Below are 26765 nucleotides of genomic sequence, written 5' to 3'. Positions count from 1 at the left end.
CGCCAAGGAGAACGGCACCGCCCGGGTGCTGGGCGTGATCCACCTCAAGGACGTCGTCAAGCACGGCATGCGGGAGCGGTTCGACGAGCTGCGGCGGATGGGNATCCGCACGGTCATGATCACCGGTGACAACCCGCTGACGGCCAAGGCGATCGCCGACGAGGCGGGCGTGGACGACTTCCTCGCGGAGGCNACGCCCGAGGACAAGATGGCGCTGATCAAGCGCGAGCAGGCGGGCGGCAAGCTCGTCGCCATGACCGGCGACGGCACCAACGACGCCCCGGCGCTGGCCCAGGCCGACGTGGGCGTGGCCATGAACACGGGCACCTCGGCCGCCAAGGAGGCCGGGAACATGGTGGACCTGGACTCCGACCCCACCAAGCTCATCGAGATCGTCGAGATCGGCAAGCAGCTGCTCATCACCCGCGGCGCGCTGACCACCTTCTCCATCGCCAACGACGTCGCGAAGTACTTCGCGATCATCCCCGCGATGTTCGCGGTCGCCTACCCGGGCCTGGACAAGCTCAACATCATGCAGCTGCACAGCCCGGCGTCGGCGATCACCTCGGCGATCATCTTCAACGCCCTGATCATCGTCGTGCTGATCCCGCTCGCCCTGCGCGGCGTGCGCTACCGGCCCTCGTCGGCCTCGGCACTGCTGAGCCGCAACATCTGGGTCTACGGCCTGGGCGGTCTCGTGCTGCCGTTCGCCGGCATCAAGGTGATCGACCTGATCATCCAGTTCATCCCCGGCCTCAGCTGACAGAAGAAGGCGATCCATCATGTCCGGCTCCCTGCCCGCCGTGGTCCGCAACCACATGGCCGCCCTGAGGATGCTGCTGGTGTTCACGGTGCTCCTGGGCATCGCCTACCCGCTGGCCGTCACCGGCGTCGCCCAGGCGGCGTTCTCCGACCAGGCCAACGGCTCCACGATCACCCACGACGGCAAGACCGTCGGTTCCAGCCTCATCGGCCAGAACTTCACCCTCCCCAAGAAGAACCCGGACGACGCCGAGGAGGCCGCCCGCCCGGACCCGAAGTGGTTCCAGCCGCGTCCCGGCGGCTACGACCCGCTCGTCACCGGCGCCTCCAACCTCGGCCCGAACGACGAGGGCCTGGTGACGACCATCAAGGAACGCCGGTCCGCCGTCGCCGAGTTCGACGGAGTCGCCCCCGAGGACGTGCCGGTCGACGCCGTCACGGCCTCCGGCTCCGGCCTCGACCCGCACATCTCACCCGAGTACGCCCGCGAGCAGGCCGAGCGGGTCGCCCGGGCCCGCGGCCTGGACGCCGGCGCCGTGCGCACGCTGGTGGAGGACCACGTCCAGGGCCGGATCCTCGGCTTCCTCGGTGAGGAGCGCGTCAACGTCGTGGAACTCAACCGGGCGCTGACCGATCTGAAGTGACGTCCCGTCACAGTCGAACCGCCCGCACCACGCCGCCCGGCGGCGCAGGGACCACCTGCGCCGCCGGGCGGCGTGCCACCCGTACAAGGAGGGACATCCGGTGACGCAGCCAGTCGTCCCGGCCCCGGCCGGCACCCCCCGGGGACGGCCCGGCAGACTCAAGGTCTTCCTCGGGGCGGCCCCCGGAGTCGGCAAGACCTACCGCATGCTCGACGAGGCCCGGCGCCGGGCCGCCCGCGGCACCGACGTCGTCGTGGGCTACGTCGAGTGCCACAGGCGCCCGCGCACCGAGGAGATGCTCGACGGCCTCGAGATCGTGCCCCGCGCCGAACGCGACTACCGCGGCACCGCCTTCGCCGAGATGGACCTCGACGCCGTCCTCGCCCGCGCACCGCAGGTGGCGCTCGTCGACGAGATGGCCCACACCAACATCCCCGGCGGACGCCACACCAAGCGCTGGCAGGACATCGAGGTGCTCCTCGCGGCCGGGATCGACGTGATCACGGCCGTCAACATCCAGCACCTGGAGTCGCTCAACGACGTCGTCGAGAAGATCACCGGCGTGCCGCAGCGGGAGACCGTCCCGGACGAGGTCGTCCGCCGCGCCGACCAGATCGAGCTGGTCGACATGCCCGCCGACGCGCTGCGCCGCCGCATGGCGCACGGCAACGTCTACGCCCCGGAGAAGGTCGACGCGGCCCTGTCGAACTACTTCCGCGTCGGCAACCTCACCGCGCTGCGCGAACTCGCCCTGCTCTGGGTCGCCGGACGCGTGGACGAGGCGCTGCGGAGGTACCGCTTCGAGCACGGCATCGGCGGTGTCTGGGAGACCCGGGAGCGGGTCGTCGTCGCCGTGACCGGCGGCCCGGAGGGCGAGACCCTCATCCGCCGCGCCGCCCGCATCGCCGCCCGCTCGGCCGGCGGGGACCTGCTCGCCGTCCACATCGTGCGCAGCGACGGCCTGGCCGACGCCTCACCCGCCGCCCTGACCCGGCAGCGGGCCCTGGTGGAGAGCCTCGGCGGCACCTTCCACCCGGTCGTCGGCGACCACGTCCCCGACGCGCTCCTGGACTTCGCGCGGGCCGAGAGCGCCACCCAACTGGTGATGGGCACCAGCCGCCGCGGCCGGCTCGCACGGTTCCTGACCGGACGCGGCGTCGGCGAGACCATCGTGGAACACTCCGGCGACATCGACGTCCACATGGTCACCCATGAACGCGCCGGACGCGGACGCCTCCTGCCCGTCCCCTCCAGCAGCCTGCCCCTGGCCCGCAAGGTGGCCGGACCCGTCGCCGGGTTCGTGCTGCCCGTGCTGCTCACCACGGTCCTCGCGAACTCCCGCGGGCACCTGAACCTCACCAGCGAGGCCCTGCTCTTCCTGCTGACCGTCGTGGGCGTCGCCTGCATCGGCGGCGTCGTCTCCGCGCTGCTCGCGTCCGTGACGGCGTCGCTGCTGCTCAACTACTACTTCATACCGCCCCTGGGCCGGTTCACCATCGGCGAGACCAACAACGTGCTGGCGCTGGCCGTCTTCGCGCTCGTGGCCGTGACCGTCGCGACGATCGTGGACCGCTCGCTGCGGCTGTCCCGGCGCGCGGCGAGCGCCACCGCGGAGGCCGAGACGCTGTCCTCCCTCGCCGGGGGCATCCTGCGCGGCGACCAGGCCGTCGAGGTGCTGCTGGAACGGACGCGGGAGGCCTTCGGCATGGAGTCCGCGGAACTCGCGCACCACTCCGACGGCGGCCCGGTGCCGGTCGACGACCCCGCCGAGGGCGTGGTGGCCGTCCCCGTCGGACCCGACGACGTCCTCGTCCTGCGAGGCCGGCGCCTCGCGGCCTCGGAGCGGCGCGTGCTCATCGCCTTCGCCGGGCACGTGGCCTCCGCCCTCGAACGGGCCCGGCTGGCCGAGGCCGCCGCCGAGGTGGAGCCGGTCAGGGCGGCCGACCGGATGCGGACGGCACTGCTCGCGGCCGTCAGCCACGACCTGCGCACCCCGCTCGCCGGTGCCTGGGCGGCCGTCAGCTCGCTGCGCAGCCGCGAGGTCGAGTTCTCCGCAGAGGACCAGGAGGAACTGCTGGCCACCGCCGAGGTCTCCCTGGACCGGCTCAACCGGCTGGTGGACAACCTCCTCGACATGAGCCGGCTGCAGGCCGGCGCGCTCAGCCTCGTCCTGGAGCCGGCCTCGGTTGCCGAGGTGGCCTCCCTCGCCCTCGACAGCCTCCCCGAGAGCACCGTCCCCGTCACCACCCGGGGACTGGACGGCATACCGTTCGCGCTCGCGGATCCGCCGCTCCTGGAACGCGTCATCGCCAACCTGGTGACCAACGCCCGGCGGCACGCCCCCGAGGGCACCGCCGTCCTGCTCAGCGCCAGCTCCCTCGGCCCGCGCATCGAGCTGCGGGTCGCGGACCGCGGCCCCGGGCTCCGGCCCGCCGACCGGGAGCGGGTCTTCGAACCCTTCCAGCGGCTGGGCGACACCGACAACACCACCGGTCTCGGCCTCGGGCTCGCCCTCTCCCGCGGGCTGACCGAGGCGATGGGCGGCACCCTCACCCCCGAGGACACCCCCGGCGGAGGTCTCACCATGGTCCTGTCCCTGCCCACCGCCGGCGATCCGGCCGGCCAGCCCGCCGACCCCCTCGGCGGCGAGGAGGCGCTGACATGAGGCGCGTCCTGATCGTCGACGACGAACCGCAGATCCTGAAGGCACTGGACATAGACCTGACGGCACGTCACTACGCAGTCGCCACCGCGCCCGACGGCACCACCGCGCTCCTGCTGGTGTCCCGGCAGCCGCCCGACGCCCTCATCCTCGACCTCGGCCTGCCCGACGTGCCCGGGACCGACATCATCCACGGCGTACGGGCCTGGAGTCCGCTGCCCATCATCGTGGTCTCCGGGCGGACCGGTCCGGCCGACAAGGTCGAGGCGCTCGACGCGGGGGCTGACGACTTCGTCACCAAGCCGTTCTCCATGGACGAGCTGGCCGCCCGGCTGCGCGCCGTGCTGCGCCGTCCGCCCGCGCTGCAGGAGCCCGAGACGGTCGCCATCGCGGACTACCGCGTCGACCTGGGCGCGTTCACCGTCGAGCGCCGCGCCGGCACGGGCGATGCCCCGCGGCTCACGCCCACCGAGTGGCGGCTGATCGCCCCGCTGCTGCGCAACCCCGGGCGCCTGATCACCGGGCGCCAGCTGCTGCGCGACGTGTGGGGTCCCGGCAACGAGAAGCGCACCAACTACCTGCGCGTCTACCTCGCCACCCTGCGGCACAAACTGGAACCGGACCCCGCCCACCCGCGTCACCTGATCACCGTGCCCGGCATGGGCTACCGCTTCGAGCCCTGAGCCGGCGCACAACGAGCGGCCCGCCCGGTGAGCCCACCGGGCGGGCCGCGTCGTACGTGTCAGGGCGCTCCGAGGGCGTGCCTCGTCCCGGCGCTTCCTGACGACGCCCTGACGCGCGCCCTCGCGGCGGCGTCAAGGCGCCGGCTTGCCCGCCTCGCTGTGAGCGCGATGTATCGGTATTCCTGCCGATTCATCACCCCATGGGTGGCGGGGTGATCGCGGGCTCACCGTTGCTGTACATTCCGCGCTTCCGCCGTGACACAAGGAAAAGGGTCCATGAGTACTCGCCGCCTGACCGCCGCACTCGCTCTCCTCCTCGCGCTGCCGCTCGCCGCCTGCGGCGCGGAGAAGGGATCCGCGCAGGCCGTCGCCGGGAGTCCCGCGGCGACGCCGTCCGTCGAGCAGTCCCCCGAGAGCCCCAAGTCGCCGGAGGAGTTCCTCGACCTCGCGGAAGCGGCGATGACCGGCGAAAGCGGATGGACCTTCTCGGTCACGGGCCGTGAGGGGCTGACCCTTCAGGGACAGCGGAGCGCTGCCACGTACCGGGCCACGGTCCACCGGGGTACGGACCCCGAGGCGTTGCACTCCGAGGGGGTCAGCACCAACAGCAAGGGGACGAAGAAGAGCGAGGAGATCTATGTCGTGGACGGCACGGCATACGTGAAGGAGGACGGTGCGGCGTGGAAGCACGCACCCGCTTCCGACCCCGAGATGGAGAACAAGACCGAGGACCCGGTCGCGGCCGTCGCGGAGTTCAGGACGTACGCGAAAGCCGCCGGCGGCGGCGATGTGAAGCTGACGAAGGCACGCGGCACGGTCGAACTCCGGGTGACCGGCGGCAGGCGGAAACTGGCCGCCGTGAAGGACCGGGCGTGGGCGAAGAAGGCGCGGCGGGAGTTCGCACCCACGGCCGAGCAGTTGCGCGACGCCGGTGTCCCCGTGAACGACGACCAGCTGACCCTGTCCCGGCTCCAGGAGGTCCTGGTCCTGGACGCGACGACATACCGGGTCAGGAGCCACCGCTACGAGCTCGAGATCCTCGTCCCGTATGCGGGCGGCGGGGACATCGCGTACGAGCAGGACGTCCGTGAGGAGAACCGGGGCGCGTACGCGGGGCGCATCGAACTGCCCGGCGACGTCGGCGCGTGACCAGGTGCCGCAGGGGCCCGGTGACTCCGGGGAGCGCGAGGATCAGTGCCCGTGCGCCCCGGCGCGGTGCACCGGGCCGTGCGGCTCGCCGCAGTGGCCGCCCGCCGAGCCCGCCGCGCCGGCCGGGGTGGCGCCCACGGTGAGGAGTTCGGCGGGCGCGTGGTCGACCTGCAGGGTGGTGTGGGTGAGCCCGTAGTCCGCGCCCAGCAGATGCTCCAGGTCGCGGCGGACGGCGTGGCAGTCCCCGCCCGGCTCGACCAGGACGTGCGCCGACAGCGCCGGCTGACCGGAGGTGATCGTCCAGATGTGCAGGTCGTGGACCTCGGTGACCGCCTCGTGGGCGGCCAGCCGGTCGCCCACCTCGTCCGGGTCCAGGCCCGCCGGGGCCGCCTCGAGGAAGATCCGCCCCGAGTCGCGCACCAGGCCGCACCCCGCCCTGAGCATGAGGCCGACCACCACGAGCGTCGCGATGGCGTCGGCGCGGACGAAGCCGGTCAGCAGGACGACGAGGCCCGCGACGGCGGTGCCGATGAAGGCGTACAGGTCGTTCAGCACGTGCTGGAACGCGCCCTCGACGTTGAGGGACGTGCGGTTGGCCCGCGACAGGCACCAGGCCGCGCCGATGTTGACGACCACGCCGGCCAGCGCGGTGACAAGGACGGGGCCGCCCGCCACGTCCGGCGGCGAGACGAGCCGCCGCACCGCCTCGTACGCCAGCCACGCGGCGAGCAGCAGCAGGGTGATGCCGTTCGCCTGCGCCGAGAGGATCTCGGCCCGCTTGAGCCCGTACGTGAAACCGCCCCGCGCCGGGCGCGCCGCCAGCCGCATCGCCACGAGCGCCAGCACGATGGAGGCGGCGTCGGTGAGCATGTGCGCGGCGTCGGAGAGCAGGGCGAGTGACCCCACCAGCAGACCGACGACGACCTCGACGGCCATGAAGCCGGCGATCAGGCCCAGCGCGAGGCCCAGCCAGCGCCGGTCGGCGTTCTCGGCCACCCCATGCGCGTGACCGTGCCCATGCCCATGCTCATGTGCGTGCTCGTGACCGTGCGCGTTCATGGTGCGGTGACCTCCCCGTTCCAGGTGCGACACCCGCAGGGAAGCACATGGGTGCCGTGATCGGCAAAGACTGCACCGGTGACCGTTGTCAACTTCGGTAAGACGACGGTGACCTGCGCCGGTGCCCGGCGGGTCGGGGAGCGGACGGAGCCCCCGGCCGCGCCCGGCGCCGGGGGCGGCCGGGAGGCGGCGAGCCTCCCGGGCGCCCCCGCGGGGTCAGGGGGTCGGGTTCGCTCCGCGGGTCGCGAGCATTCCGGCCATCAGGCGGATCTCCGCCTCCTGGCCCTCGACCATGCCCGCCGCCAGGCGCCGCACCTGGTCGGTCCGTGCGAGGTCCGCGGCCGCGGACGCCATCTCCACACCGCCCTTGTGGTGGGCGGTGAGCAGTTGGAGGTAGAGGACCGCGGCGGCCCTGCCGTGGGCCGCCCCGAGGCGTCGCAGGTCGGCGTTCGTGGCCATGCCGGGCATCAGCGACCCGTCGTGCGGGGGGTAGGCCATGTCGTGTCCCATCCACCCCATGGGCGGCTGCGAGGACGACTTGGGCAGCCTCCAGACGTCCAGCCAGCCCAGCAGCATGCCGCGCTGGTTGGCCTGGGTGTTGATGACGTCGTAGGCGAGCCTGCGGACGTCCTCGTCGTCCGTGCGGTCGCGGACGATCAGTGACATCTCCACCGCCTGCTGGTGGTGGATCGCCATGTCGCGCGCGAAACCGGCGTCCGGCGAGTCCGTGCCCGGGGTGCCCCCGCTGCTGGGGCGCGCCGTCAGCAGGGTGAAGGCCAGGGCCGCGAGCACGACCAGCGCCATGCCGCCGGCGAGCACGAGCAGCGGCCTGCCCGCGCCCCGGGCGGCGGTCACGAGGCCTTGCCCCCGGTGCAGGGCGCGCCGGGCTCCGGGGTCTGGTCGCCCTGCACATAGGTGTCGAAGAACGTCGCCACGCGCGGGTCGTCCGCCTTGGTGACGCCCAACTGGTGGCCCCACGCGGTGAGGGTGATCGGCGAGGCCTGGTCCGCGTACGGGCTCATCAGAGAGTAGGGGGTCTTCGAGACCCGGGTGCTGAGCGTCTTGACGTCCGCGTCCGTCGCCTTGCCGGTGTACGTCACCCACACCGCGCCGTGCTCCAGGGCGTGCACGGCGTTCTCATTGGCGAGGGGCTTGTCGTAGACGTCGCCGTTGCAGTTCTGCCAGACGGGGCTGTGGTCGCCGCCGGCAGGCGGGCTCATGGGGTACTCGACGGTCTTGTCGACGTGGTTCTGCGTGAGGCCGGACCACGTCTTCTCCCCGCTGACGGAACCGGCCGCCGCGGACTTCGCGTCGTCGCCGCCGCTGTCGTTCGCGGCGTTGACGAGGTAGACGCCGCCGCCGACCAGACCGACGAGGACGGCCGCGCAGGCTGTGATGGTGATGACGCGGTTGCGGCGTTCGCGGGCCTGCTCCTGGCGGCGTATCTCCTCGACGCGCGCACGGCGGTCGGTGGCCCTGGCCTTGGAATGGGGGGAACCCATGGCATGTCCTGATTCCCCGCCGCGTCGGTCACGCGGCGGTGCTGGTGGAAGGGTCGGATGACGTACGGCGCGCACCGGCGGTCGCCGCCGGTGCGGTCGGCCTCCTACGTCCGCTGGATCTGGAGCATGTGCAGGCCGGGGGAGCGCACGGTGCCGGGGGACGGCGCGCCCAGTCCCGCGGCGGCGACCGCGGGCGGCCACACCGACGGCGGTTCCGCGCCGGGAAGGTGCGGCAGGGGAGCGGAGCCCAGGGTCACCGGCGTGTGCTCCGCGGGGGAGCAGCCGTTGCCGCGTCCGCCGGGGTCGTGGGCGTCCGTGCAGACCTCGTCGGCGACGTACGCGAGGTGCGAGGAGACGAGGGTGCGGGCCGGGCCGGACGCGTCTTGCGGAGGCCCGGTGTGGCCGCAGATCCCGAGGGCGGCGAGCAACCCGCACAGGACGAGGACGACACCGTTCACGCGGGCGGGTATCGCACCGCCTCGGCCGGCTCCTCCGTCACTGCGCATCGCGGCAGATCGTACCCGCCGCCGCGCGCCGTACCCGTGCCCGGGTGCGCTCCGGCGGGAAACCGGCGTGCCCGCCACCGGGGAGCCGTGTCAGGCTGCTCCGCATGGACGTTCGCCTGCAGCCGTGGTCGGAGGGAGCCCTTCCGCTCCTCCGGCTGATCAACACGCATGAGATGCGGCGGCACGTCGGCGGCCCGGAGCCCGAGGCACTGCTGCTCGCCCGGCACGAGCGCTACCTCGCCCTGCCGGAAACCGGCCTGGGGCGCATGTACGCCGTACTCCTCGGCGAGGAGCCGGTCGGCAGCATCGCCTACCACCGCCGCGACTGGCGGGGCGAGGCGATCTACGAGACGGGGTGGAACGTCCTGCCGCCGTACCAGGGCAGGGGCATCGCCGCCGCCGCCGGTGCCGCGCTGGTCGCCGTCGTGCGCGAGGCCGCCCGAGAGGCGGGGGCTCCCCGCGCGCTGCACGCCTTCCCGTCCGTGCGGAACGCCCCGTCGAACGCCCTGTGCCGCCGCCTCGGGTTCGCCCTGCGCGGCGCCTGCGACTTCGAGTACCCGAGGGGCAGCGGCACGATGATGCGCAGCAACGACTGGCGCCTCGAACTCGCCGCGCCGCACCGGGCGGTGCCTCGCTGAGACACGCGACCGCGCCCGTCACGCCGCCCCCAACCTCCGGCGCATCACGGCGGAGGCACCGCGGTCACGGGTGGGGCGGGGTCCGAACCGCCGGGTCAACGGCGATGGCGGGCCCGGCGTTTGCGGGAGCGGCGGTCCGTCACCAGGAAGAGGACCAGCAGCGCCGCGACGACGCAGATCGCCACCGTCTCGGCCGTGAAGAGCAGTTCGCCGATCCCGCGGTCCCTCGCCTCCACGGGAGGGACGTAGATCTCCCGCGACGGGCCGCCGGAGGGCGCGCCGTGGGGCAGGAGGAGGCGCGGGGGCGCCGTGCGGAGGCTCATCGCCGACCAGTATCGCGGCTTCGGTCCCGCCGCGGGACGAGTCGGCCGGCAAGGGGGCGCCCGGGCCGGCGCCGCGCGCACTGTCAGTCGGTGAGCGCCGGGTGCGCGGAGGGGAGGCGCAGGAGCCATCGCAGGAACGGCCGCCGCGGCGGCCGCGCCCGCACCTTGCCGAACTCCAGCTCGCCCGCCAGTTCCACGCGCAGTCCGACCGGTGTCGCCGGGCCTGCCGCGGGCCGGATGTCCACCGTGCCGAATGCGACGGTCAGTTCGTCGGCGTCCACCACGATGCCGGGCCGGGTCACGAGCACCAGGGAACTTCCGCGGACGTCCATGTCGACGCGGAGGGTGTCCTGAGTGATCACTGCGTGGGTGAAGTCCAGCACCACCTCGCCCCACTCCGACCGGATCTCCATGCGCCGCGGCACGACCCACCGGTCGACGCGGCGGTACGAGCCCCCGCGGTTGTCGACGCGGACCACGTCCTTGACGTCCGGGGCGGCGGTACGCGGCGTCCCGGCGGCGGCCGGCAGGTCGGCCGTGAGCGGGGCCAGTTCGTCGAGCGTACGCGCCGACAGGGCGGCCTCCAGGCGCTCGTCCAGCTCGGCGGCGGACAGCAGCCCGTCGCCCGCGGCCACGGTCAGGACGTCCACCACCCGGTCCCGGTCCGCGTGCGAGGCCCGCAACGGGGGCGGCCCGGGCGCGGCGCCCGTAACGGACGGCACTCCGGTGGGCCGGATCTCTCCCGGCATGTCCCCACCCCGTTCCGGTCGGCGCCTCCGGGGAGACGCGATACGCCATTCGCGAACTAACGCTATATCGCGTCATGGGCGCACGCCAAGCCCGCACCCCGCTCCACGCCGGGAGGAGGAACACCGGTGCGCCCGCGGCGGGTTTGCCGCCTGGGGGATGTCACAGACGGGGCGGCCGTCTTGTCCTTCCTGTGCACAGTCCCTGTTTGGAGGAACGCATGAGCGCTGAGCACGCACACTTGCCCCCGGGCGTCGAAGTGGTCGCGACCCTGCCCGAGGCGGCGGGCCGGATCCCGGCCGGCGCCGAGGCCAGGACGATCCGGGTCACCCTGGCGCCCGGTGACCCCGGAGCGCCGCCGCACCGCCACCCCGGGCCGGTCTTCGGCTACGTCACCGAGGGCGAGATCCTCTTCGAGCTGGAGGGGCAGCCGCCCCGGGTGCTCAAGGCCGGTGACGCCCTCTTCGAGCCCGGAGGCGACGTGATCCACTATCAGGGCGCCAACAACCTCCCCGATGCGCAGTCCCAGCTGGTGGTGATGATGTTCGCGCCTCCCGGCAGCCCGGTGCTGACCGTGGTCGGCGAGGAGGAACTGGCCGAACGGCGGCACCTGCGCGTCACGTCGTGAGGTTCCGCCGCTGAGTAGTCCTCGGCGGCGAGCCGGGTGCGGGAAACCGTGAGGCTCCGGGTGGACCGGCCGTCGACCGAGGCCGGCTCGTCCGCCCGGAGCCTTTCATGCCGTCCGGGCCGGCTCGGGCCGATCGCCTCCGCTCATCCGGCACGGCGTTCACGGCGCCGCCGGCCGCCACCGGGCCGCCACGACGGACCGCGATCCGGGCCGCGCCGGCAGCGTGCGGGACTCATTGGACGACGAAGCCGGGCCCGCGCCTCCCGGCGCCGAACCGCCGGCCGCCACCGCCACCGCGGCCCGGCCCGCGGGCCGACGAAACGCCCGGCGGCACGGACGGCAGGGACGGCACGGCCAGGACCGGGCAGCGGGCGTGCGCGAAGCAGTGGGCCGCGACCGACGGCGCGAAGAGCCGCTGCCAGGGGCCGTGGGAACCGGCACCCACCACCAGCAGCGCCGCCCCGTCGCCGGCCATCTCCACGAGCGCCGGGCCCGGCCGCCCCAACGCCAGGACCGGGCGCAGCGGCGGGTCCAGGGGCAGGTCGCCCTCGAAGGCGGCGTCCAGGGCCGCGAGCATCCGGCGCCGGGCGAGCCGCCGCCACCGGTCCGGCTCCGGAGGGTCGGGCGGCCATCGGCTCCGCGTCCCACCGGCACCGTCCCACGCCGTCTCCCAGGCGGTGACCACGGTCAGCACGCACTCCCGGCGCCGGGCCTCCGCCGCGGCACGGCGCAGTGCCGCCAGGCCCCCGGGGGAGCCGCCGACGCCCACCACGACGCACTCTTCACTGACCTCGTTCATGCCTCCATCGAACTCCCCGGAACGCGCGGACCGGAGGCCCTTGTCGCGATCCTGACGCCCCCCGCACGACCCGGGCGACCCGCGCCGTCAACGTTCGCGCGCTCACCGTCAACGTCGCGTCAGGGAGCACGGTCACCCCCCGGACCCCGGGCATAGCGTCCCTGATGCGTCCCGGACCGCCGGCCCCGGCCGGGGCGCCCCAGGAACCGCAGCAGGTGCCGCACCAGGAGGAAGCCATGACAGAGCTCACGTACGGGGACGACCCGGGGCCTTCGGATCCGTCCCCGGCCGGACGACACCGGGAGACGTTGTACGTTCCCGTCCGGCCGGGACCCGTGGGATGCGTCGCGCGCATGTTCCGCACGCCCCTGGGCGGCCGTACGGCCGTCGGCTTCACCACCGCGGAGCGTCTCGCGGAGACGCTCGGTCCCGAGCAGCAGTGGATCCCCCTGTCGGAATCCGCGCTGCGGTCGCTGGCCCGCCCGCTCGGCGTCACGGCACTGACCGTGGACCCGCAACTCGCCGCACCCGCCGTGTCGGACATGCCGGAGGAGACCGGTCGCCGGCTCGACCCCCAGACTCTCGGGGTCCTCAGGGTCACCGGCGCGGTCGCGCTGGTCGACGCCCTGGCCCTGTGGATCGGCTGAAAGGAGCGCTGTCATGACTGCCGTCACCGAGCACTTGGAGACCGCGTACCCCGACGCCGACCTGTCGGTGTGGCCCGCGTCCGCCTCCTGCGCCCCCCACGGTGAGGTCACCGTGGGCGGGGTCGCCCTGACCGAGGTCGCCGAACGCTTCGGCACCCCGGCGTACGTCCTGGACGAGGGCGAGGTACGCGACCGCTGCCGCGCCTACCGGGCGGCATTCCCCGACGGCGACGTGCTGTACGCCGCCAAGGCCTTCATGTGCCGTGCCATGGCCCACTGGGTGGACGAGGAGGGCCTCGGCCTCGACGTCTGCTCGGCGGGGGAACTGGAGCTCGCGGTCGTCACCGGCTTCCCGCCGGAGCGCATCCTGCTCCACGGCAACGCCAAGAGCCCCGAGGACCTGGCCACGGCACTGCGCCTGGGCGTGGGCCGGATCGTGATCGACAGCACCGGTGAGATCGCCAGGCTGGCCGCCCACGTCCCGCCGGGGGACCGGCAGAAGGTGCTGCTGCGCATCGTGCCGGGCATCGCCGCCGGTCACCACAACGCGGTGCGCACCGGCACCGACGACCAGAAGTTCGGGCTGTCCCTGGCCGACGGATCGGCCCAGCACGCCATCACGCGTGTGCTGGAGCAGCCGCGCCTCGAACTGGTCGGCCTGCACTGCCACCTGGGCTCGCAGATCAGCAGCGTCAAGCCGTACCTCGCGGCGGTGCGCCGGCTGGTCGGGCTGCTGGCCGCCGTGCGCAGGCAGCACGGCGTCACACTGCCGGAACTGGACCTCGGCGGCGGGCACGCGGTCGCCTACCGTCCGGGAGAGGCGGCGATGGACCTGACGACGCTGTCCGCGCGGATACGCGCCGAACTCGCCGAGGGCTGCGCGGCCGCCGGGCTGCCGGTGCCGCGGCTGACGGTGGAACCGGGCCGCGCGATCGTGGGCCCCGCAGGTGTCGCGCTGTATCACGTGCTGTCGGTCAAGCGCACCGGCGGCCAGACCTTCGTCGCGGTGGACGGCGGCATGAGCGACAACCCCCGGCCCGCGCTGTACGGGGTGCGCTACGCCCCGCGGCTGATCGGCCGTCACTCCACCGAGGAGCCGGTGCTGGTGACCGTGGTCGGCCGGCACTGCGAGGCCGGTGACATCCTGGCCTCCGCGGTGCCGCTGCCCGCCGACGTCCGGCCCGGGGACCTCCTGGCGGTGCCGGTCGCGGGCGCGTACCACCTGTCCATGGCGTCCACGTACAACCTCGTCGGCCGTCCGCCGGTCGTCGCCGTCCACGAGGGGCGGGCGCGGCTGCTGGTCCGCCGCGAGTCCCTGGCCGACTTCCGCAACCGCGACATCGGGCTCTGAGCCCGCGCGTCGTCCGACGCCCCCCGAGCGCCCTCCGGGCAGGTGATGTCCCCGCGTCCCCCTGCCCGGAGGTGCGACATGCCCGATTCCGGTGCGCGAGTTCCGGTGCGCGAGTTCCGGTCCACGAGTTCCGATCCACGAGAAGAGAGAGTCCGGTGAGTGTGGAGTACACCGTCCGCCCGAGCCTCGCGGAGGGCATCAGATGACCTCCGCACCCGCACCGGTCAGGCCGGACCGTGAAACCCCCGCCCTTCCCCCCGAGGCCGGCGGGCAGCGCGGTGCGGGCACCCGCCCGCTCGCTCCGGTCCAGCTGTGGCTCGCCCTCCCCGAGGCCCTGCGCAAGCTCAACCCGGTGACGCTGGTCCGCAACCCGGTCATGTTCGTCACCGGGATCGGCGCCGCCCTGACCACCGGGCTCGCCGTCGTCCACCCCTCCGTGTACGGGTGGCTCATCACGGTCTGGCTCTGGCTCGCCGTCGTCTCCGGGAACCTCGCGGAGGCCGTCGCCGAGAGCCGCGGCAGGGCCCAGGCCGACGCCCTGCGCCGCACGCGCCGGATCACCACGGCCCGCCGGCTGACGAAGGACGGCGAGAAGGACGTGCACGCGATCGCCCTGCGCCGCGGCGACACCGTCGCGGTCGAGGCCGGGGAGACGATCCCTGGTGACGGCGACGTCGTGCAGGGTGTCGCCGCGGTCGACGAGTCGGCCGTCACCGGCGAGTCCGCACCCGTCATCCGCGAGGGCGGCGGCGACCGTTCGGCCGTCACGGGCGGCACGAAGGTGCTGTCCGGCCGCCTCGTCGTGCGCGTCACACGGCAGTCGGGGGAGAGCTTCATCGACCGCATGATCGCCCTGGTGGAGGGCGCCGACCGCAGGAAGACACCGCACGAGATCGCGCTCAACCTGGTGCTCGTGCTGCTCACCGTCGTCTTCCTCGTCGCCGTCGTGACCCTGCGGCCCATGGCGATCCTCTCCGAGGACCCGGGAAGCGCCGCCCTGACCGCCGACGGCGCCAGCGCGATCGCCCTGGTCTCGCTGCTGCTCTGCCTCGTCCCGACGACGATCGCCGCCCTGCTGTCGGCCGTCGGCATCGCCGGCATGGACCGCCTGGTGCAGCGCAACGTCCTGGCGGCCTCCGGCCGGGCCGTCGAGACCGCCGGGGACGTCAGCACCCTCCTGCTCGACAAGACCGGCACGATCACCGACGGCAGCCGCCGGGCCGGTGCGTTCCTGCCGCTCGGGGACGTCGATCCGGAGTGGTTCGCCCAGTCCGCGCTGCTGTCGAGCCTCGGCGACGGCACCCCCGAGGGGCATTCGATCGTCGCCCACGCCCGTGAGCACTACGCGCTCTCCCACCACAAGGCCGACGAGATCGACCTGCCCGACGCCCGGTGGGTGCCCTTCAGCGCCACCATCCGCATGTCCGGGGTGGACCTCCCCGGCGGCAGGCGGCTGCGCAAGGGCGCTCCCGCCGCCGTCGCCGCCTGGGTCCGCGAGCGTGAGGGCACCGTCCCCGCCGGACTGGACGTCTACGTCGAGCAGGTGTCGTCCGCCGGCGGGACACCCCTCGCGGTCGCCGAACTCCCGGCCGCGGGCGGCCCCGCGCGCGTACTCGGCGTCATCCACCTGAAGGACGCCGTCAGGCCCGGACTGCGCGAGCGCTTCGAGGAGATGCGCCGGATGGGCATCCGCACCGTCATGGTCACCGGCGACCACCCGGTGACCGCCCGCGCCATCGCCGAGGAGGCGGGCGTGGACGGCTTCCTCGCCGAGGCGACCCCCGAGGACAGACTGGCCCTGATCAAGCACGAACAGGCCGGCGGCCACCTCGTCGCCATGACGGGCGACGGCACCGACGACGCACGGGCGCTGGCCCAGGCGGACGTGGGCGTCGCCATGAACACCGGCACCTCGGCCGCCAGGGACGCCGGGAACATGGTCGACCTCGACTCCGACCCCACGAAGATCGTGGAGATCGTCAAGGTCGGCAAGCAACTCCTCGTCACCCGCGGCGCGCTGACGACCTTCTCGATCGCCAACGACATCGCCAAGTACCTCGCGGTCCTCCCCGCGGTGTTCGGCGGGGCGTACCCGGCGCTGGACGCCGTCGACCTCCTGCGGCTGCACTCACCGGCGTCGGCGATCCTGTCGGCCGTCGTCTTCAACGCCGTCGTCATCCTCGCGCTGATCCCGCTCGCCCTGCGGGGCGTCCGTTACCGGCCCGGCAACGCCGCCTCGCGGCTCACCCGCAACCTATGGGTCTACGGCCTCGGCGGGGTCGCCGCGCCGTTCCTGGCGATCAAGCTCATCGACCTCGCCCTCGCCTGGCTCGTCCCCGGGATCTGAGCACGCTCCGCACCGCGACGGCGCCCTCGCGCCGGCCCGTGGTGCCGAGGGCGGCCCCCCGGCGGAGGGGGGCCGTCCGTGCGAAATGCGCGAGCGCGCTCTGCGGCGTCGTGCGAGCATCTGCGGATGCTCACACTCGCCGACGAACTCGGAAGTCTCGCCTGCACGGTGACGGGGGACGGGCCGCCCGTCGTCCTCGTGCACGCCGGTGTCGCCGACCACCGCATGTGGGACGACATCGTGCCCGGCCTCGCCGAACACCACACCGTCATCCGCTACGACATGCGCGGCTTCGGGCAGTCCCCGCCACCGGCCGGCCCGTTCAGCGAACACGACGACCTGCGGCGCGTCCTGGACCACTTCGGCCACGAGCGCGCCCACCTGGTCGGCGCCTCCTTCGGAGGCCGTGTGGCGCTCGACTTCGCGCTCGCCCACCCGGCGCGCGTCCGCTCCCTGGCCGTGTTCGCCCCGCCGTGGCCGGGGTACGACTGGTCGCCGCAGATGATCGCCTACGACGCCGCCGAGACCGAGGCACTCGCCGCGGGAGACCTCGACGCCGCGGTCCGCGTCAACCTCGACATGTGGCTGTACGGCCCGGCCCGGGGACGGGACGACGTACCCGCCGCGTCGGCCGACCGGCTGCGGGGGCCGATGCGGACCGCGCTGAGCCACCAGGGCGCGGTCGAGGCGCACTCCCGCGGCCGCGCGGACGGCGACGTCGCCACCCTGTCCGTACCCGCCCTGGTCGGTGTCGGCCTCCTCGACGTCCCGGACTTCCAGGACATCGCCCGGCGCTACGCCGCCACCATCCCCGGCGCCAGCCTGGTCGAGTTCCCGGCCGCGGCCCACCTCGTCGCCGTGGACGCCCCCGCCGACGTGACCGCGGCGCTGCTTCCGTTCCTCGCCCTGTAGAGCCCTTCGGGCGCTCGCACCGCCAAGGCGGTGGACCTCCGGTCCGCACCGACCGCGCGTCGGGTCGCGGGGGTATGGATCCTCCCCACGGACCGTGGGCGTCCGACGTACCACGCACGCCGGACGGGGCTAGGGACAGGAGCAACGCCTGTGGACATGAAACTCGAGGTCGTGGTGGTGCCCGTCGCCGACGTCGACCGGGCCAAGGACTTCTACACGGGCCTCGGCTGGCGGCTCGACGCGGACGTCACCACCGGCGAGGACTTCCGCGTGATCCAGGTGACCCCGCCCGGCTCGCTCTGCTCGGTCATCTTCGGCACGGGGGTCAGTGCGACCGAACCGGGCTCGGCCAGGGGGCTCCACCTGACCGTGGAGGACGTCGTGGCCGCCCGGGAGGAGCTCGTGGGCCGCGGGGTCGAGGTGAGCGAGGTGTTCCACGACGCCGGCGGGGTGTTCCACCGCGCGGAGACGGAAGGACGTGTGGCCGGCCCCGACGCCGAGCGGCGCAGCTACTGCTCGTTCGCGTCGTTCAGCGACCCCGACGGCAACGAGTGGGTGTTCCAGGAGATCACCGAGCGGCTTCCGGGCCGCTGACCGCCGCCCCCGGCGGCGCGGGGCGCACCGCGGGCGGTGCGCCCGCGGTGCGGCACCCTCACGCTCCGGCCATGGCCTCCGGCAGCGCGGTCACACCGAGGATGGCGAGGCAGTTCGTCCAGAGCGGGCTGAGGCGACCGGTGTCGTTGTAGAGCTTCGCGAAGAGCACCTGCCCCTCGAGCTGCGCGACGATCGACGCCGCGGCCGCGTGGGTGTCGGCGACCGTGACCTCGCCGCGCTCGCGGGCCTCGGTGACGACCTCGTCGATCATTCCGACCTGCGTGTCGAAGATCTCCTGCAGCCGGCCGCGGATGGACTCGGTCTGGTTGCTCATCTCCAGCGTCAGGTTGCCGAACATGCATCCCGACACGGTGCCGCACGACTGCTGGCCCGCGTGCTGGATCTCCTCGGTCGCCTCGAACAGCCGGCGCAGCCGCTCCAGGGGCGCCGCGTCGGCGCCCAGGATGCGGGTCCACTCACGCCTCTGCGCCGCCCAGTGCTCGTCGACGACGGTCAGGGCGAGGGCTTCCTTGGACTCGAAGAAGTAGTAGAAACTGCCCTTGGGCACCCCGGCCGCCTTGCAGATCTCGGCCACCCCCAGGGCGGAGTAGCCGCGCTGCTCGATGAGCGTCTGCGCGGCAGTGATGATCTTCTCCCTGGCATCACTCGTACGTCCCATGGCACCAGTATACGACCGATCGACTATTTTCTCGTCGACCGGCCGGGACCGCTGCTCCATCAGGCCGGGAATCCCGGCCGGCTCCCATGGTGGGTCGGGGGGCGGCGCGCCCGCCAGGACCTGTTTCCTCCCTGCTGCGAGGTGGGGACTCCCACCCGCCCTGCGTCTCGGAGATCCGGACCGGGCCTCAGGCCGTGTCGTCACATGCCTACCGCCCGACCTCCGGCCGGGGGTGCCCCCACCCAGCGACGCCTGGCACGGCGCTCCCCCAGCTCCGCCGGGCCCCCACGCTGCGTTGCCGAATCGTCCGAGCAGCCCACTACGAGGACGATCCTCCGCCTTGCGACGCACCGCACCCGGGGTTCCCTTCGTGCGTCAGATGGGGGAGCCGCCGAGCCCGCCCTTCGGGCGGTGGGGGCCCCTCCCGGCGGTAGCCGGGGGAGCTCATCCGACGACAAGGCCTAGCATGGCGGCGTGGAGCTGCGTCAACTTCGGTACTTCGTCGCGGTCGCCGAGGAGCTGAACTTCGGCCGGGCGGCCGAGCGGCTCCTGATCGCCGGGCCCTCCCTGTCCCAGCAGATCAAGGCGCTCGAACGCGACCTGGGGGTCCGGCTCTTCGACCGCGACCGCCGCTCGGTGTCCCTCACCCCGGCGGGCTCGGCGCTGCTCCCGCACGTCCAGGCGCTGCTGGAGCGCGCCGACGACGTGGGGCGCCGGGCGAAGCAACTGGCGGGCTCGGAGGCGGTGCGGCTCGGGTACGCCAACTGGCTTCCCACCGACCTGGCGGCCCGCGCGTCGGCGGTGGCCCGGCTGCACGTCGACGCGTGGATCGCGCCGTCCCACACCCAGGCGGCCCGGGTGGCCGACGGCAGCCTGGACCTCGCGGTCTGCTGGGTGCGGACCGAGGACCTGCGGCGGCAGGGCCTGCGGTCCCGGCTCCTGGGCGCGGACCTGCTCTACGCGGTCTCGACCGGCGACGACACCGGACCCGTGCGGCCCGAGGACACCGCCGTCCTCCTGGACGACGACAGCACCTCGTGGCTGTCGTGGAACCTCTACGCGGAGCGGCTCGCCGCCGACACGGGAGCCCGAGCGGTCCGTATCTCGGACGGCGGAGTCACCGGCAGCGGGTTCTTCGACCACGTCCGCCGCTGCCGGGGGCCGGTCGTCAACTGCCCGAAGGGCCAGACCGCCCCTCTTCCGCCCGACCTGGTCAAGCGGCCGGTGCTCGGCCCCGAGGTCTACTGGACCTGGTCGCTGGTCTGGCGGGCCGACGAGGTCCGCGGCACGGTGCTGGCCGTCGTGGACGCACTCACCGAGGGCGTGGGCGACCTCGGGCTCCACCGTTCGGACGTCTGGCTACCCGACGGCGATCCCTACAAGCGATAGATTGCGACAATATGCCGGAATTGTCGTCAGGTCGTCCATGTTGTAGCTGACCGGTCGGCTAATTCGCCGGCGGAGTCCGTTCACCCCCAGCCATCGGGAGCAGGTCATGAGCGTTCAGGGTCAGAGGGTCGCGGTCGTCACGGGTGCCTCGCAGGGCATCGGCGCGGGGCTGGTCGAGGGGTACCGCAAGCTGGGGTACGCCGTGGTCGCCACCTCGCGGAACATCGGCCCGTCGACGGACCCGGGAGTGGTGGCGGTCCCGGGGGACATCGCCGAACGGGACACGGCGGAGCGGGTGATCGCGACGGCGGTGGAGCGCTTCGGCCGGGTGGACACGCTGGTCAACAACGCGGGGATCTTCGTGGCGAAGCCGTTCACGGAGTACACCGAGGAGGACTACCGCGCGGTCCTGAATGTGAACCTGGACGGGTTCTTCCGCATCACGCAGCTGGCGGTGGAGCGGATGCTGCAGCAGGGCGGCGGCCACGTCGTCCAGATCTCCAGCAGCCTCGGTGACCAGGCGGACGCGAAGGTGACGTCGGTGCTGGCGTCGTTGACCAAGGGCGGTCTGCAGGCGGCGACGCGGGCGCTGGCCATCGAGTACGCGAAGCAGGGGATCCGGGCGAACGCGGTGGCGCTGGGCACCATCAAGACCCCGATGCACCCGGTGGAGACCCACGAGGCACTGGCCGGGCTGCACCCGGTGGGCCACATGGGGGAGATCGACGACATCGTCGAGGCGGTGCTCTACCTGGAGCGGGCGCCGTTCGTGACGGGTGTGACCCTTCCCGTGGACGGCGGCCAGAGCGCGGGCCGTTGACATCCCGCGACCTCCGTCGTGCCGGCGACGGCCTGCTCCTGCTGGTCGCGGTGTTCGCGGCGGGCTGTCTGCTGCGCCTTCCCTGAGCCGGGCCGGCAGGACCGCCCGGCCCGGACCGGACCGGTGCCTCATGGGCCGGACCCGCCAGGGTATTTGGCATCATGCCCGGATGGACCTCGACCTTCTTCCCCCCGTCGGCGTCGGCCGCCTGCGGATCGGCATGGCCCGCGAAGCCGCCGGCGACGCCCTGGCCTCCTTCCGCGACCCGGCCGCCGTCTCGGAGTCCGACCGGCCGGGGCAGCACGTGTTCCGGCCGAGCGGGCTGATGGTCTCCATCCAGTGTTCCCGAGGCGTCCTCGAAGCCGTCGAGCTGGGCCGACCCGTCACCTCGGCGGATCGCGTGCTGTTCCGGGGCCTGGACGTCTTCGCCCTCCCGGCGCGCGAGGTCGTGCGGCGGATGCGCGAGCACACCGCGATCGTCGAGGACCCGGACGAACCCGCCTCGTTCGTCGCCCCCGACCTGCTGCTGGGCTTCTGGCGCCCCTTCGCGGCGGACGACGACCCGGACGAGCAACAGGGCCACTACTTCAGCTCGGTCCTCCTCGCGGAGCCGGGTTACTACGACACTCCCGCCCAGGCCTTGGAGCGGTCCCGCGCGTCGGCCGGACGGTGAGCGCGGCGCACGAGCCCGGCCTGGTCCGACGGCGTCGTGTGCCTCAGGACGCGGGGGACGGGCTGCTCGCGTCCCGGTTCCCGCCGGGGGCCGTGGCCGACGTCCCGGGGCGCGGGAGGGCGGCCCGTACGGTGGGAAGCGCCAGGACCACGGCCACCGCGGCGAGTTGCCACACCGCGCCGAAACCCAGCACCCCGCCCACACCGACCATGACGGACACCGGCCCGGCCGCGGCGAGCCCCACCGGCCCGAGCGCGAAGGCGCCGAAGGTGCCGTACGCGCTGACCCGGGCGAGCGCCCCGGGCGGCACCTGCGACTGAGTGACGGTCGCGTAGAGGGTGCCGCACACGGCCGAGCCGGCACCGGCCGTCAGTGCGGCGGCGCAGATCCACGGCAGCGGCAGCCCGGCGGCGAGGGCGGCCGACGGCATCGCCCAGCCCAGGGTGGCGGCGGTGCCCGCGAACAGCGGGCGGCGGGGCCGCCGTCCCAGCATCGCCATGCCGCCCGCCACCGCACCCGCCCCGTACAGGGCCATCACCAGGCCCCAGGAAGTCGGACCGCCGAGGTCCCGCTGGGCCACCAGCGGCCCGAGGACGAGGAACGGCGCCCACACGAGGAGGTTGAACAGGCAGACGTGCACCGAGGTGACCCACAGCCAGGTGCGGGAGCGGAACTCCGTCCAGCCCTCGCGGAGTTCGGCGACGAAGGACGAGGCGGGCCCGGCGTCCCTGACGGTACGCGGCAGCAGGAGCAGCGCGATGACGCTCACCCCGTAGCTGACGGCGTCCACCGCGAGGACCGCCGAGGCGCCCGCGGCCGCCGTGATGACGCCGGCGAGCGCCGGACCCGCGATCGAGGCCGCCGAACGGGCCACGCCGAGCAGCGCGTTGCCGTCGGAGAGCGCGTCGGCCGGGACGATGCGCGGGACGAGGGCGTCGAGGGCCGGGGTGAACAGGGCCTCGGCCGCGCCCCATACGACGACCAGCGCGATCAGCGTCGCCATGTGCGGATCGCCGCCGAGCAGGGCGAGGGCGAGGCCGGCCTGGGTGAGACACCGCGTGACGTCCGCGGCGAGCATCACCTGCCTGCTGCCCCAGCGGTCGGTGAGGACGCCGCCGGCGAGCAGCACCAGCACCAGCGGCAGGATCCGGGCCGCCAGCACCAGGCCGAGCTCGGTGCCGCCGCCGGTCTCCAGGACGGCGAAGGTCAGCGCGACGGACGCCATCGACGATCCGAACAGCGAGGTGGCGTAGCCGATGAAGAAGCGACGGAAGTCGCGTTCGCGCAGGACGGGGGGACGCAGTACGAGTGCCATGGGCGCAGCGTGCGGGCGGCGCGCCGCGACACGCCAGGCCCGCGGGGCACATTATTGAGTCTGGTCGAATCAACTTATGATGGCCGAGGTTCACGACACAGATGGATTTACTGCGGTCGATCGGCAGGTTGACCGGATCGCGGGTTGACCGGATCGCCGCATCGCCGTCGCCGGGGAAGGGGGGCTCCGTATGACCCAGCCGGTGGAGTACGCCGTCGCCGTCGACCGCTTCCTGGCCGGCTCCGGCCTCGGCGCGGGTTCGCGGCGGGTCTACCGGATCGCGCTGGCCACCTGGGCGTGGGGGCTCGTCGACCGTCCACCGCCCGTCGGCGGGGGGCGCCGCAACGCCGAACCCCCGGCGGTCCCGCTGGCCCTGCTCGACGCACCGGGCACCGCGGAACGGCTCCGTGAGGCCTTCGCCGCACGGTCCGCGGCCGTCGGCGCCCGTACCGCCAACCGTGAACTGTCCGTCCTCAGCAGCGCTGTGACGTGGTGGCGCGCGGCGGGCTGGCTGTCCGGCGATCCCACGGACGGCCTGCGCGCGCTGCCCGTGCCGAAGGCGCGCCGGGCCGAGGCCGCACTCGCCGCCGACCAGGTGCGCGAGGTCCTCCGGCTGGCGGCGCCGCTGCGGGAGCAGGCCTTCTGGCATCTGCTCCATGAGACCGGGGGGTCCATCGAACGGCTCCTCGCGCTCGACGTCGACGACCTCGACCTGCCCGGCCGCCGCACCCGCGAGCGAGCGGGGGAGCCACTGCGCTGGGGCGACGGATCGGCCCGGCTGCTGCCGTTGCTCGTGCTCGGGCGGGTGGACGGGCCGCTGTTCAGGACCGGCCGGGGACGGCTCTCCTACCGGCGCGCTGCGGAGGTGTTCACGGCCGCCACCCGCCCGCTCGAGCCGGGGGGACGCGGCTGGACGCTGCGGCAGCTCCAGGCGGCGGCCAGGCGCTGACCGTTCAGCCGGCGTCGGCCGTCGGCCGTCCGCTGCCCGCCGTCCGCCGTCAGCCGAGGACGCGCAGGGCGCTCTCCACGGCCGCGGCCATCCGTGCGCGGGCGGAGGACAGGTAGCGGCGCGGGTCGACGACGACGGAGTCGGCCGCCAGGAAGTCGCGCACCGCGCCGGTGAAGGCGATGTTCAGCGCCGTGCCGATATTGATCTTGACCATGCCCCCGGCGACGGCCCGGCGCAGTTCGTCGTCGGGCACGCCGGTGGAGCCGTGCAGGACCAGCGGGACGGTCACCGCACCGCGGAGACGGCCGATCAGCTCGTGGTCGAGCCGCGCCGTGCGCGTCGTCATGGCGTGCGAGCTGCCGACCGCCACGGCGAGGGCGTCGATCCCGGTGGCCACCGCGAAAGCGGCAGCCTCGGCAGGGTCGGTACGGGCGCCCGGGGCGTGCACACCGTCCTTGCCGCCTACCTCCCCGAGTTCCGCCTCCAGCCAGAGTCCGCGGTCGTGCGCCCAGTCCGCGGCGGCACGGGTGGCGGCTACGTTCCGGGCGTGGGGGAGGGCCGACCCGTCGTACATCACGGAGCCGAAGCCGCAGTCCGCCGCGCGGCGCAGCAGATCCTCGTCGGTGACATGGTCGAGGTGGAGACCCACGGGGACCGCGGCGGACTCGGCGACCGAGGCGGTCGCACGGGCGATCGGGGCGAGGGAACCGCCGTGGAAACGGACCGCGTTCTCGCTGATCTGGCAGACCGCGGGCAGTCCCGCTGCCTCCGCACCGGCGACGACCGCCTCCGCGTGCTCCAGCGTGATGACGTTGAAGGCGCCGATCCCGCGGCCGTCGGCGTGCGCCGCGCGGACGAGTTCGGCGGTGGGGACCAGCGGCATGACGCGGCGACCTCTCGATGGGATGATGTTGCGTGAACGTGATGGTTCGACCCGGAAAAACGGCATAAACGTGCGCCGCCCCGCGAGGGCACGGCACCCGGGCCGGCACACCCGACGACAGGGGACGAGGAGATGGCGGGACCACAGGCCCGATGGAGCGCGCTGCTGGAGATGCTGACCCGGGACGGGAGCGTCGAGGTCGAGCCGGCCGCCGCCGAACTGGCGGTCTCCGCCGCGACGATCCGGCGCGACCTGGACGAACTGGCCCGGCAGAACATGGTCACCCGCACCCACGGCGGCGCGGTGATCAACGCGATCGCCTACGACCTGCCCCTGCGCTACAAGGCCGCCCGCAACGCCCCGGAGAAGGAGCGCATCGCCCGGGCGGCCGCGGCCCTGGTGAAGCCGGGCACCGTGGTGGGCCTCAACGGCGGCACGACGACCACCGAGGTGGCACGGGCGCTCGCCGCACGCCCCGACCTCGCCGGCGACGGGGCGGAGCCCGCGCTCACGGTGGTCACCAACGCGCTGAACATCGCGGGTGAACTGGCCGTCCGGCGGCACGTGAAGCTGGTGGTGACCGGCGGCGTCGCCCGCCCGGCCTCGTACGAGCTGATCGGGCCGCTGGCCGCGGAACTTCTCGCGCAGCTCACCCTCGATCTGGTCTTCCTTGGCGTGGACGCCGTCGACGTCACCCAGGGGGCGGCGGCCCGGCACGAGGGAGAGGCGAGCATCAACCGGGCGCTCGCCCGGCGCGCCGAGCGGGTCGTGGTGGTCGCCGACGCGTCCAAGCTGGGGAAGCGGGCCTTCGCGCGGATCTGCCCGGTGGAGGAGGTCGACGTCCTGGTGACGGACGGGGACGCCCCGGCCTCGCTCGTCGAGCCCTTCACGGCGGCCGGAGTCGAGGTCCTCAGGGCCTGACCGGGCCTGCCGTCGCACCGGCCACCTCCCTTCGTCGTCCCGCCGACCATGAAGCAGCATGCAATTTTCTGCATGAAAATTGCTAGAGTCGAGCAACTTCACACATGATGCTCGACGGGGTGTGCTCGGTGTCAAGGGCCGCCGGACAGGGACGGAGTCCATCGATGAGTCAGAGTGAGACCCGGAACGAGACCCGGAGCGGGACCAGGACCGAGACCGAGACAGCGACCCAGCCGGACTGCTGGCGCCGCGCCGTCGCGCTCGCGGACGACCGGGAAGCGCCCTGGCGGGCCGCGATGCCCCGGCCCGGCGAGCGGGTGGCGGTCGTGGGCTGCGGCACCTCGTGGTTCATGGCGCACGCCTACGCGGTGCTGCGCGAGAGCGCGGGCCAGGGCGAGACGGACGCCTTCGCCGCGTCGGAGATGCCGGCCGGCCGGTCCTACGACCGAGTCCTCGCCCTCACCCGGTCCGGCACGACGACCGAGGTGCTGGAGGTGCTGGCCCGGCTGCGCGGCACCACCTCCACGGTGGCCGTCACCGCCGACCCCGCCACCCCCGTCATGGAACTGGCCGACGCGGCGGTGGTGCTGGACTTCGCCGACGAGACCTCGGTCGTCCAGACCCGCTTCGCCACCACCGAACTCGTCCTGCTGCGCAGGCTGCTGGGGGAGGACCTCGCCGGTCTGCCCGCCCAGGCGGAGGCCGCGCTCGCCGCGCCGCTGCCCGAGGGGCTGCTGGAGACCGAGCAGTTCACCTTCCTCGGCCGCGGCTGGGCCTTCGGCGTCGCGCAGGAGGCGGCGCTCAAGATGCGGGAGGCGTCCGGCGCCTGGACGGAGGCGTACCCGGTCATGGAGTACCGGCACGGCCCGATCAGCGTCACCGGGCCAGGCCGGGTGGCGTGGTGGTTCGGCGACCGGGGGGACCTCCCGGCGGGGCTGGAGGGGGAGATCGCGCGCACCGGCGGCCGCCTGGTCGCCCTGGGGCGCGACCCCCTCGCCGACCTGGTCGTCGTCCAGCGGCTGGCCGCCGCGCTCGGTGCGGCGCGCGGCCTCGACCCGGACGCGCCCCGGCACCTCACGCGCTCGGTGGTCCTGGCGGACGGCCGGGGCTGACGGCCGGGCGCTTCGCCCGTACGCCGGAACGCGGATGCCGTCCCCGCCCCCAGGAGGGGCGGGGACGGCAT

General features: G+C 73.7%; 28 protein-coding genes. 18 read left to right on the top strand and 10 right to left on the bottom strand.

Annotated features, from left to right (window positions below; translation table 11 throughout):
- The 5 genes from B085_RS0132735 to B085_RS0132715 form a co-directional block, all read left to right on the top strand.
- Window positions 1-763 (top strand): HAD-IC family P-type ATPase (locus B085_RS0132735; RefSeq protein ID WP_018562831.1); only part of this gene is annotated, 763 nt, incomplete at its 5' end.
- A 19-nt stretch (window positions 764-782) separates the two neighbouring features.
- Entirely contained in the window at window positions 783-1406 is a 624-nt protein-coding gene (gene kdpC, locus B085_RS0132730) for a potassium-transporting ATPase subunit KdpC (protein ID WP_018562830.1), read from the top strand.
- 100 nt (window positions 1407-1506) lie between these two features.
- Window positions 1507-4071: a sensor histidine kinase gene (locus tag B085_RS0132725; RefSeq protein ID WP_018562829.1), complete on the top strand. Its 2565-nt coding sequence runs from the start codon at window positions 1507-1509 to the stop codon at window positions 4069-4071.
- A complete protein-coding gene (locus B085_RS0132720; protein ID WP_018562828.1) occupies window positions 4068-4751 on the top strand; it encodes a response regulator in 684 nt (227 codons plus the stop codon). Before B085_RS0132725 ends, B085_RS0132720 begins: the two co-directional genes overlap by 4 nt.
- 276 nt (window positions 4752-5027) lie before the next feature.
- Window positions 5028-5900, top strand: a complete 873-nt coding sequence (locus B085_RS0132715; protein ID WP_018562827.1) for a hypothetical protein — start codon at window positions 5028-5030, stop codon at window positions 5898-5900.
- Window positions 5901-5942: 42 nt separating this feature from the next.
- Here B085_RS0132715 and B085_RS0132710 read toward each other — a convergent pair whose 3' ends face one another.
- From B085_RS0132710 to B085_RS0132695, 4 genes are all read right to left on the bottom strand, one after another.
- A complete protein-coding gene (locus tag B085_RS0132710; RefSeq protein ID WP_051102227.1) occupies window positions 5943-6959 on the bottom strand; it encodes a cation diffusion facilitator family transporter in 1017 nt (338 codons plus the stop codon).
- A 216-nt stretch (window positions 6960-7175) separates the two neighbouring features.
- Window positions 7176-7814: a DUF305 domain-containing protein gene (locus B085_RS0132705; RefSeq protein ID WP_018562825.1), complete on the bottom strand. Its 639-nt coding sequence runs from the start codon at window positions 7812-7814 to the stop codon at window positions 7176-7178.
- Entirely contained in the window at window positions 7811-8461 is a 651-nt protein-coding gene (locus tag B085_RS0132700) for a DUF3105 domain-containing protein (protein WP_018562824.1), read from the bottom strand. Before B085_RS0132700 ends, B085_RS0132705 begins: the two co-directional genes overlap by 4 nt.
- 104 nt (window positions 8462-8565) lie before the next feature.
- The gene (locus tag B085_RS0132695) at window positions 8566-8919 is read right to left on the bottom strand and encodes a hypothetical protein (RefSeq protein ID WP_018562823.1); all 354 of its coding nucleotides are present in this window, start codon (window positions 8917-8919) and stop codon (window positions 8566-8568) included.
- 152 nt (window positions 8920-9071) lie between these two features.
- Here B085_RS0132695 and B085_RS0132690 point away from each other — a divergent pair, with 152 nt between their 5' ends.
- Window positions 9072-9605, top strand: a complete 534-nt coding sequence (locus B085_RS0132690; protein ID WP_018562822.1) for a GNAT family N-acetyltransferase — start codon at window positions 9072-9074, stop codon at window positions 9603-9605.
- A gap of 95 nt (window positions 9606-9700) precedes the next feature.
- Here B085_RS0132690 and B085_RS0132685 read toward each other — a convergent pair whose 3' ends face one another.
- On the bottom strand, window positions 9701-9928 hold the full coding sequence (locus B085_RS0132685) for a hypothetical protein (RefSeq protein ID WP_018562821.1): 228 nt from the start codon (window positions 9926-9928) through the stop codon (window positions 9701-9703).
- Between the two features lie 83 nt (window positions 9929-10011).
- Complete coding sequence (locus tag B085_RS0132680; RefSeq protein ID WP_026251690.1) at window positions 10012-10677, bottom strand: DUF1707 SHOCT-like domain-containing protein; 666 nt, start codon at window positions 10675-10677, stop codon at window positions 10012-10014.
- A gap of 218 nt (window positions 10678-10895) precedes the next feature.
- Here B085_RS0132680 and B085_RS0132675 point away from each other — a divergent pair, with 218 nt between their 5' ends.
- Entirely contained in the window at window positions 10896-11303 is a 408-nt protein-coding gene (locus B085_RS0132675) for a cupin domain-containing protein (RefSeq protein WP_026251689.1), read from the top strand.
- A 232-nt stretch (window positions 11304-11535) separates the two neighbouring features.
- Here the strand turns inward: B085_RS0132675 and B085_RS44525 are convergent, their stop codons facing one another.
- Window positions 11536-12102 carry a universal stress protein gene (locus tag B085_RS44525; protein WP_018562818.1) on the bottom strand — a complete coding sequence of 189 codons (567 nt, stop codon included), beginning with the start codon at window positions 12100-12102 and terminating at the stop codon, window positions 11536-11538.
- A 236-nt stretch (window positions 12103-12338) separates the two neighbouring features.
- On the opposite strand from B085_RS44525, the gene B085_RS0132665 reads away from it, so the two are divergent.
- From B085_RS0132665 to B085_RS0132645, 5 genes are all read left to right on the top strand, one after another.
- A complete protein-coding gene (locus B085_RS0132665) occupies window positions 12339-12749 on the top strand; it encodes an SAV_915 family protein (protein ID WP_026251688.1) in 411 nt (136 codons plus the stop codon).
- A gap of 13 nt (window positions 12750-12762) precedes the next feature.
- Window positions 12763-14100: a diaminopimelate decarboxylase gene (gene lysA, locus B085_RS0132660; protein WP_018562816.1), complete on the top strand. Its 1338-nt coding sequence runs from the start codon at window positions 12763-12765 to the stop codon at window positions 14098-14100.
- Between the two features lie 202 nt (window positions 14101-14302).
- Entirely contained in the window at window positions 14303-16447 is a 2145-nt protein-coding gene (gene kdpB, locus B085_RS0132655; protein WP_018562815.1) for a potassium-transporting ATPase subunit KdpB, read from the top strand.
- 126 nt (window positions 16448-16573) lie between these two features.
- Window positions 16574-17359, top strand: a complete 786-nt coding sequence (locus B085_RS0132650; RefSeq protein ID WP_018562814.1) for an alpha/beta fold hydrolase — start codon at window positions 16574-16576, stop codon at window positions 17357-17359.
- Between the two features lie 150 nt (window positions 17360-17509).
- On the top strand, window positions 17510-17953 hold the full coding sequence (locus tag B085_RS0132645; RefSeq protein ID WP_018562813.1) for a VOC family protein: 444 nt from the start codon (window positions 17510-17512) through the stop codon (window positions 17951-17953).
- A 58-nt stretch (window positions 17954-18011) separates the two neighbouring features.
- Here B085_RS0132645 and B085_RS0132640 read toward each other — a convergent pair whose 3' ends face one another.
- Window positions 18012-18632, bottom strand: a complete 621-nt coding sequence (locus tag B085_RS0132640) for a TetR/AcrR family transcriptional regulator (RefSeq protein WP_018562812.1) — start codon at window positions 18630-18632, stop codon at window positions 18012-18014.
- A gap of 474 nt (window positions 18633-19106) precedes the next feature.
- Here B085_RS0132640 and B085_RS0132635 point away from each other — a divergent pair, with 474 nt between their 5' ends.
- The 3 genes from B085_RS0132635 to B085_RS0132625 all read left to right on the top strand — a co-directional run bounded on the left by B085_RS0132635 (window position 19107) and on the right by B085_RS0132625 (window position 21514).
- Window positions 19107-20021 (top strand): LysR family transcriptional regulator, encoded by a 915-nt coding sequence (locus B085_RS0132635; protein WP_018562811.1) that lies wholly within the window; start codon window positions 19107-19109, stop codon window positions 20019-20021.
- Window positions 20022-20127: 106 nt separating this feature from the next.
- Complete coding sequence (locus tag B085_RS0132630; protein WP_018562810.1) at window positions 20128-20841, top strand: SDR family NAD(P)-dependent oxidoreductase; 714 nt, start codon at window positions 20128-20130, stop codon at window positions 20839-20841.
- A 169-nt stretch (window positions 20842-21010) separates the two neighbouring features.
- On the top strand, window positions 21011-21514 hold the full coding sequence (locus B085_RS0132625) for a hypothetical protein (protein ID WP_018562809.1): 504 nt from the start codon (window positions 21011-21013) through the stop codon (window positions 21512-21514).
- Between the two features lie 43 nt (window positions 21515-21557).
- Here the strand turns inward: B085_RS0132625 and B085_RS0132620 are convergent, their stop codons facing one another.
- Window positions 21558-22829 carry an MFS transporter gene (locus B085_RS0132620; protein ID WP_018562808.1) on the bottom strand — a complete coding sequence of 424 codons (1272 nt, stop codon included), beginning with the start codon at window positions 22827-22829 and terminating at the stop codon, window positions 21558-21560.
- Window positions 22830-23019: 190 nt separating this feature from the next.
- On the opposite strand from B085_RS0132620, the gene B085_RS0132615 reads away from it, so the two are divergent.
- Window positions 23020-23778 (top strand): hypothetical protein, encoded by a 759-nt coding sequence (locus B085_RS0132615; protein WP_018562807.1) that lies wholly within the window; start codon window positions 23020-23022, stop codon window positions 23776-23778.
- A gap of 49 nt (window positions 23779-23827) precedes the next feature.
- On the opposite strand, the gene B085_RS0132610 is transcribed toward B085_RS0132615, so the two are convergent.
- Entirely contained in the window at window positions 23828-24661 is an 834-nt protein-coding gene (locus B085_RS0132610; protein ID WP_018562806.1) for a class II fructose-bisphosphate aldolase, read from the bottom strand.
- 132 nt (window positions 24662-24793) lie between these two features.
- Between B085_RS0132610 and B085_RS0132605 the strand changes: the two genes are divergently transcribed.
- Complete coding sequence (locus B085_RS0132605) at window positions 24794-25582, top strand: DeoR/GlpR family DNA-binding transcription regulator (RefSeq protein WP_018562805.1); 789 nt, start codon at window positions 24794-24796, stop codon at window positions 25580-25582.
- A gap of 164 nt (window positions 25583-25746) precedes the next feature.
- The gene (locus tag B085_RS0132600; RefSeq protein ID WP_018562804.1) at window positions 25747-26694 is read left to right on the top strand and encodes an SIS domain-containing protein; all 948 of its coding nucleotides are present in this window, start codon (window positions 25747-25749) and stop codon (window positions 26692-26694) included.
- Window positions 26695-26765: the final 71 nt, after the last annotated feature.

Source organism: Streptomyces sp. BoleA5, from assembly GCF_000373665.1.
In the GTDB taxonomy this organism is placed as follows: Bacteria; Actinomycetota; Actinomycetes; order Streptomycetales; family Streptomycetaceae; genus Actinacidiphila.
Note: the sequence above shows the minus strand (reverse complement) of the source record. Positions and strands in the feature narration are given on the sequence as shown.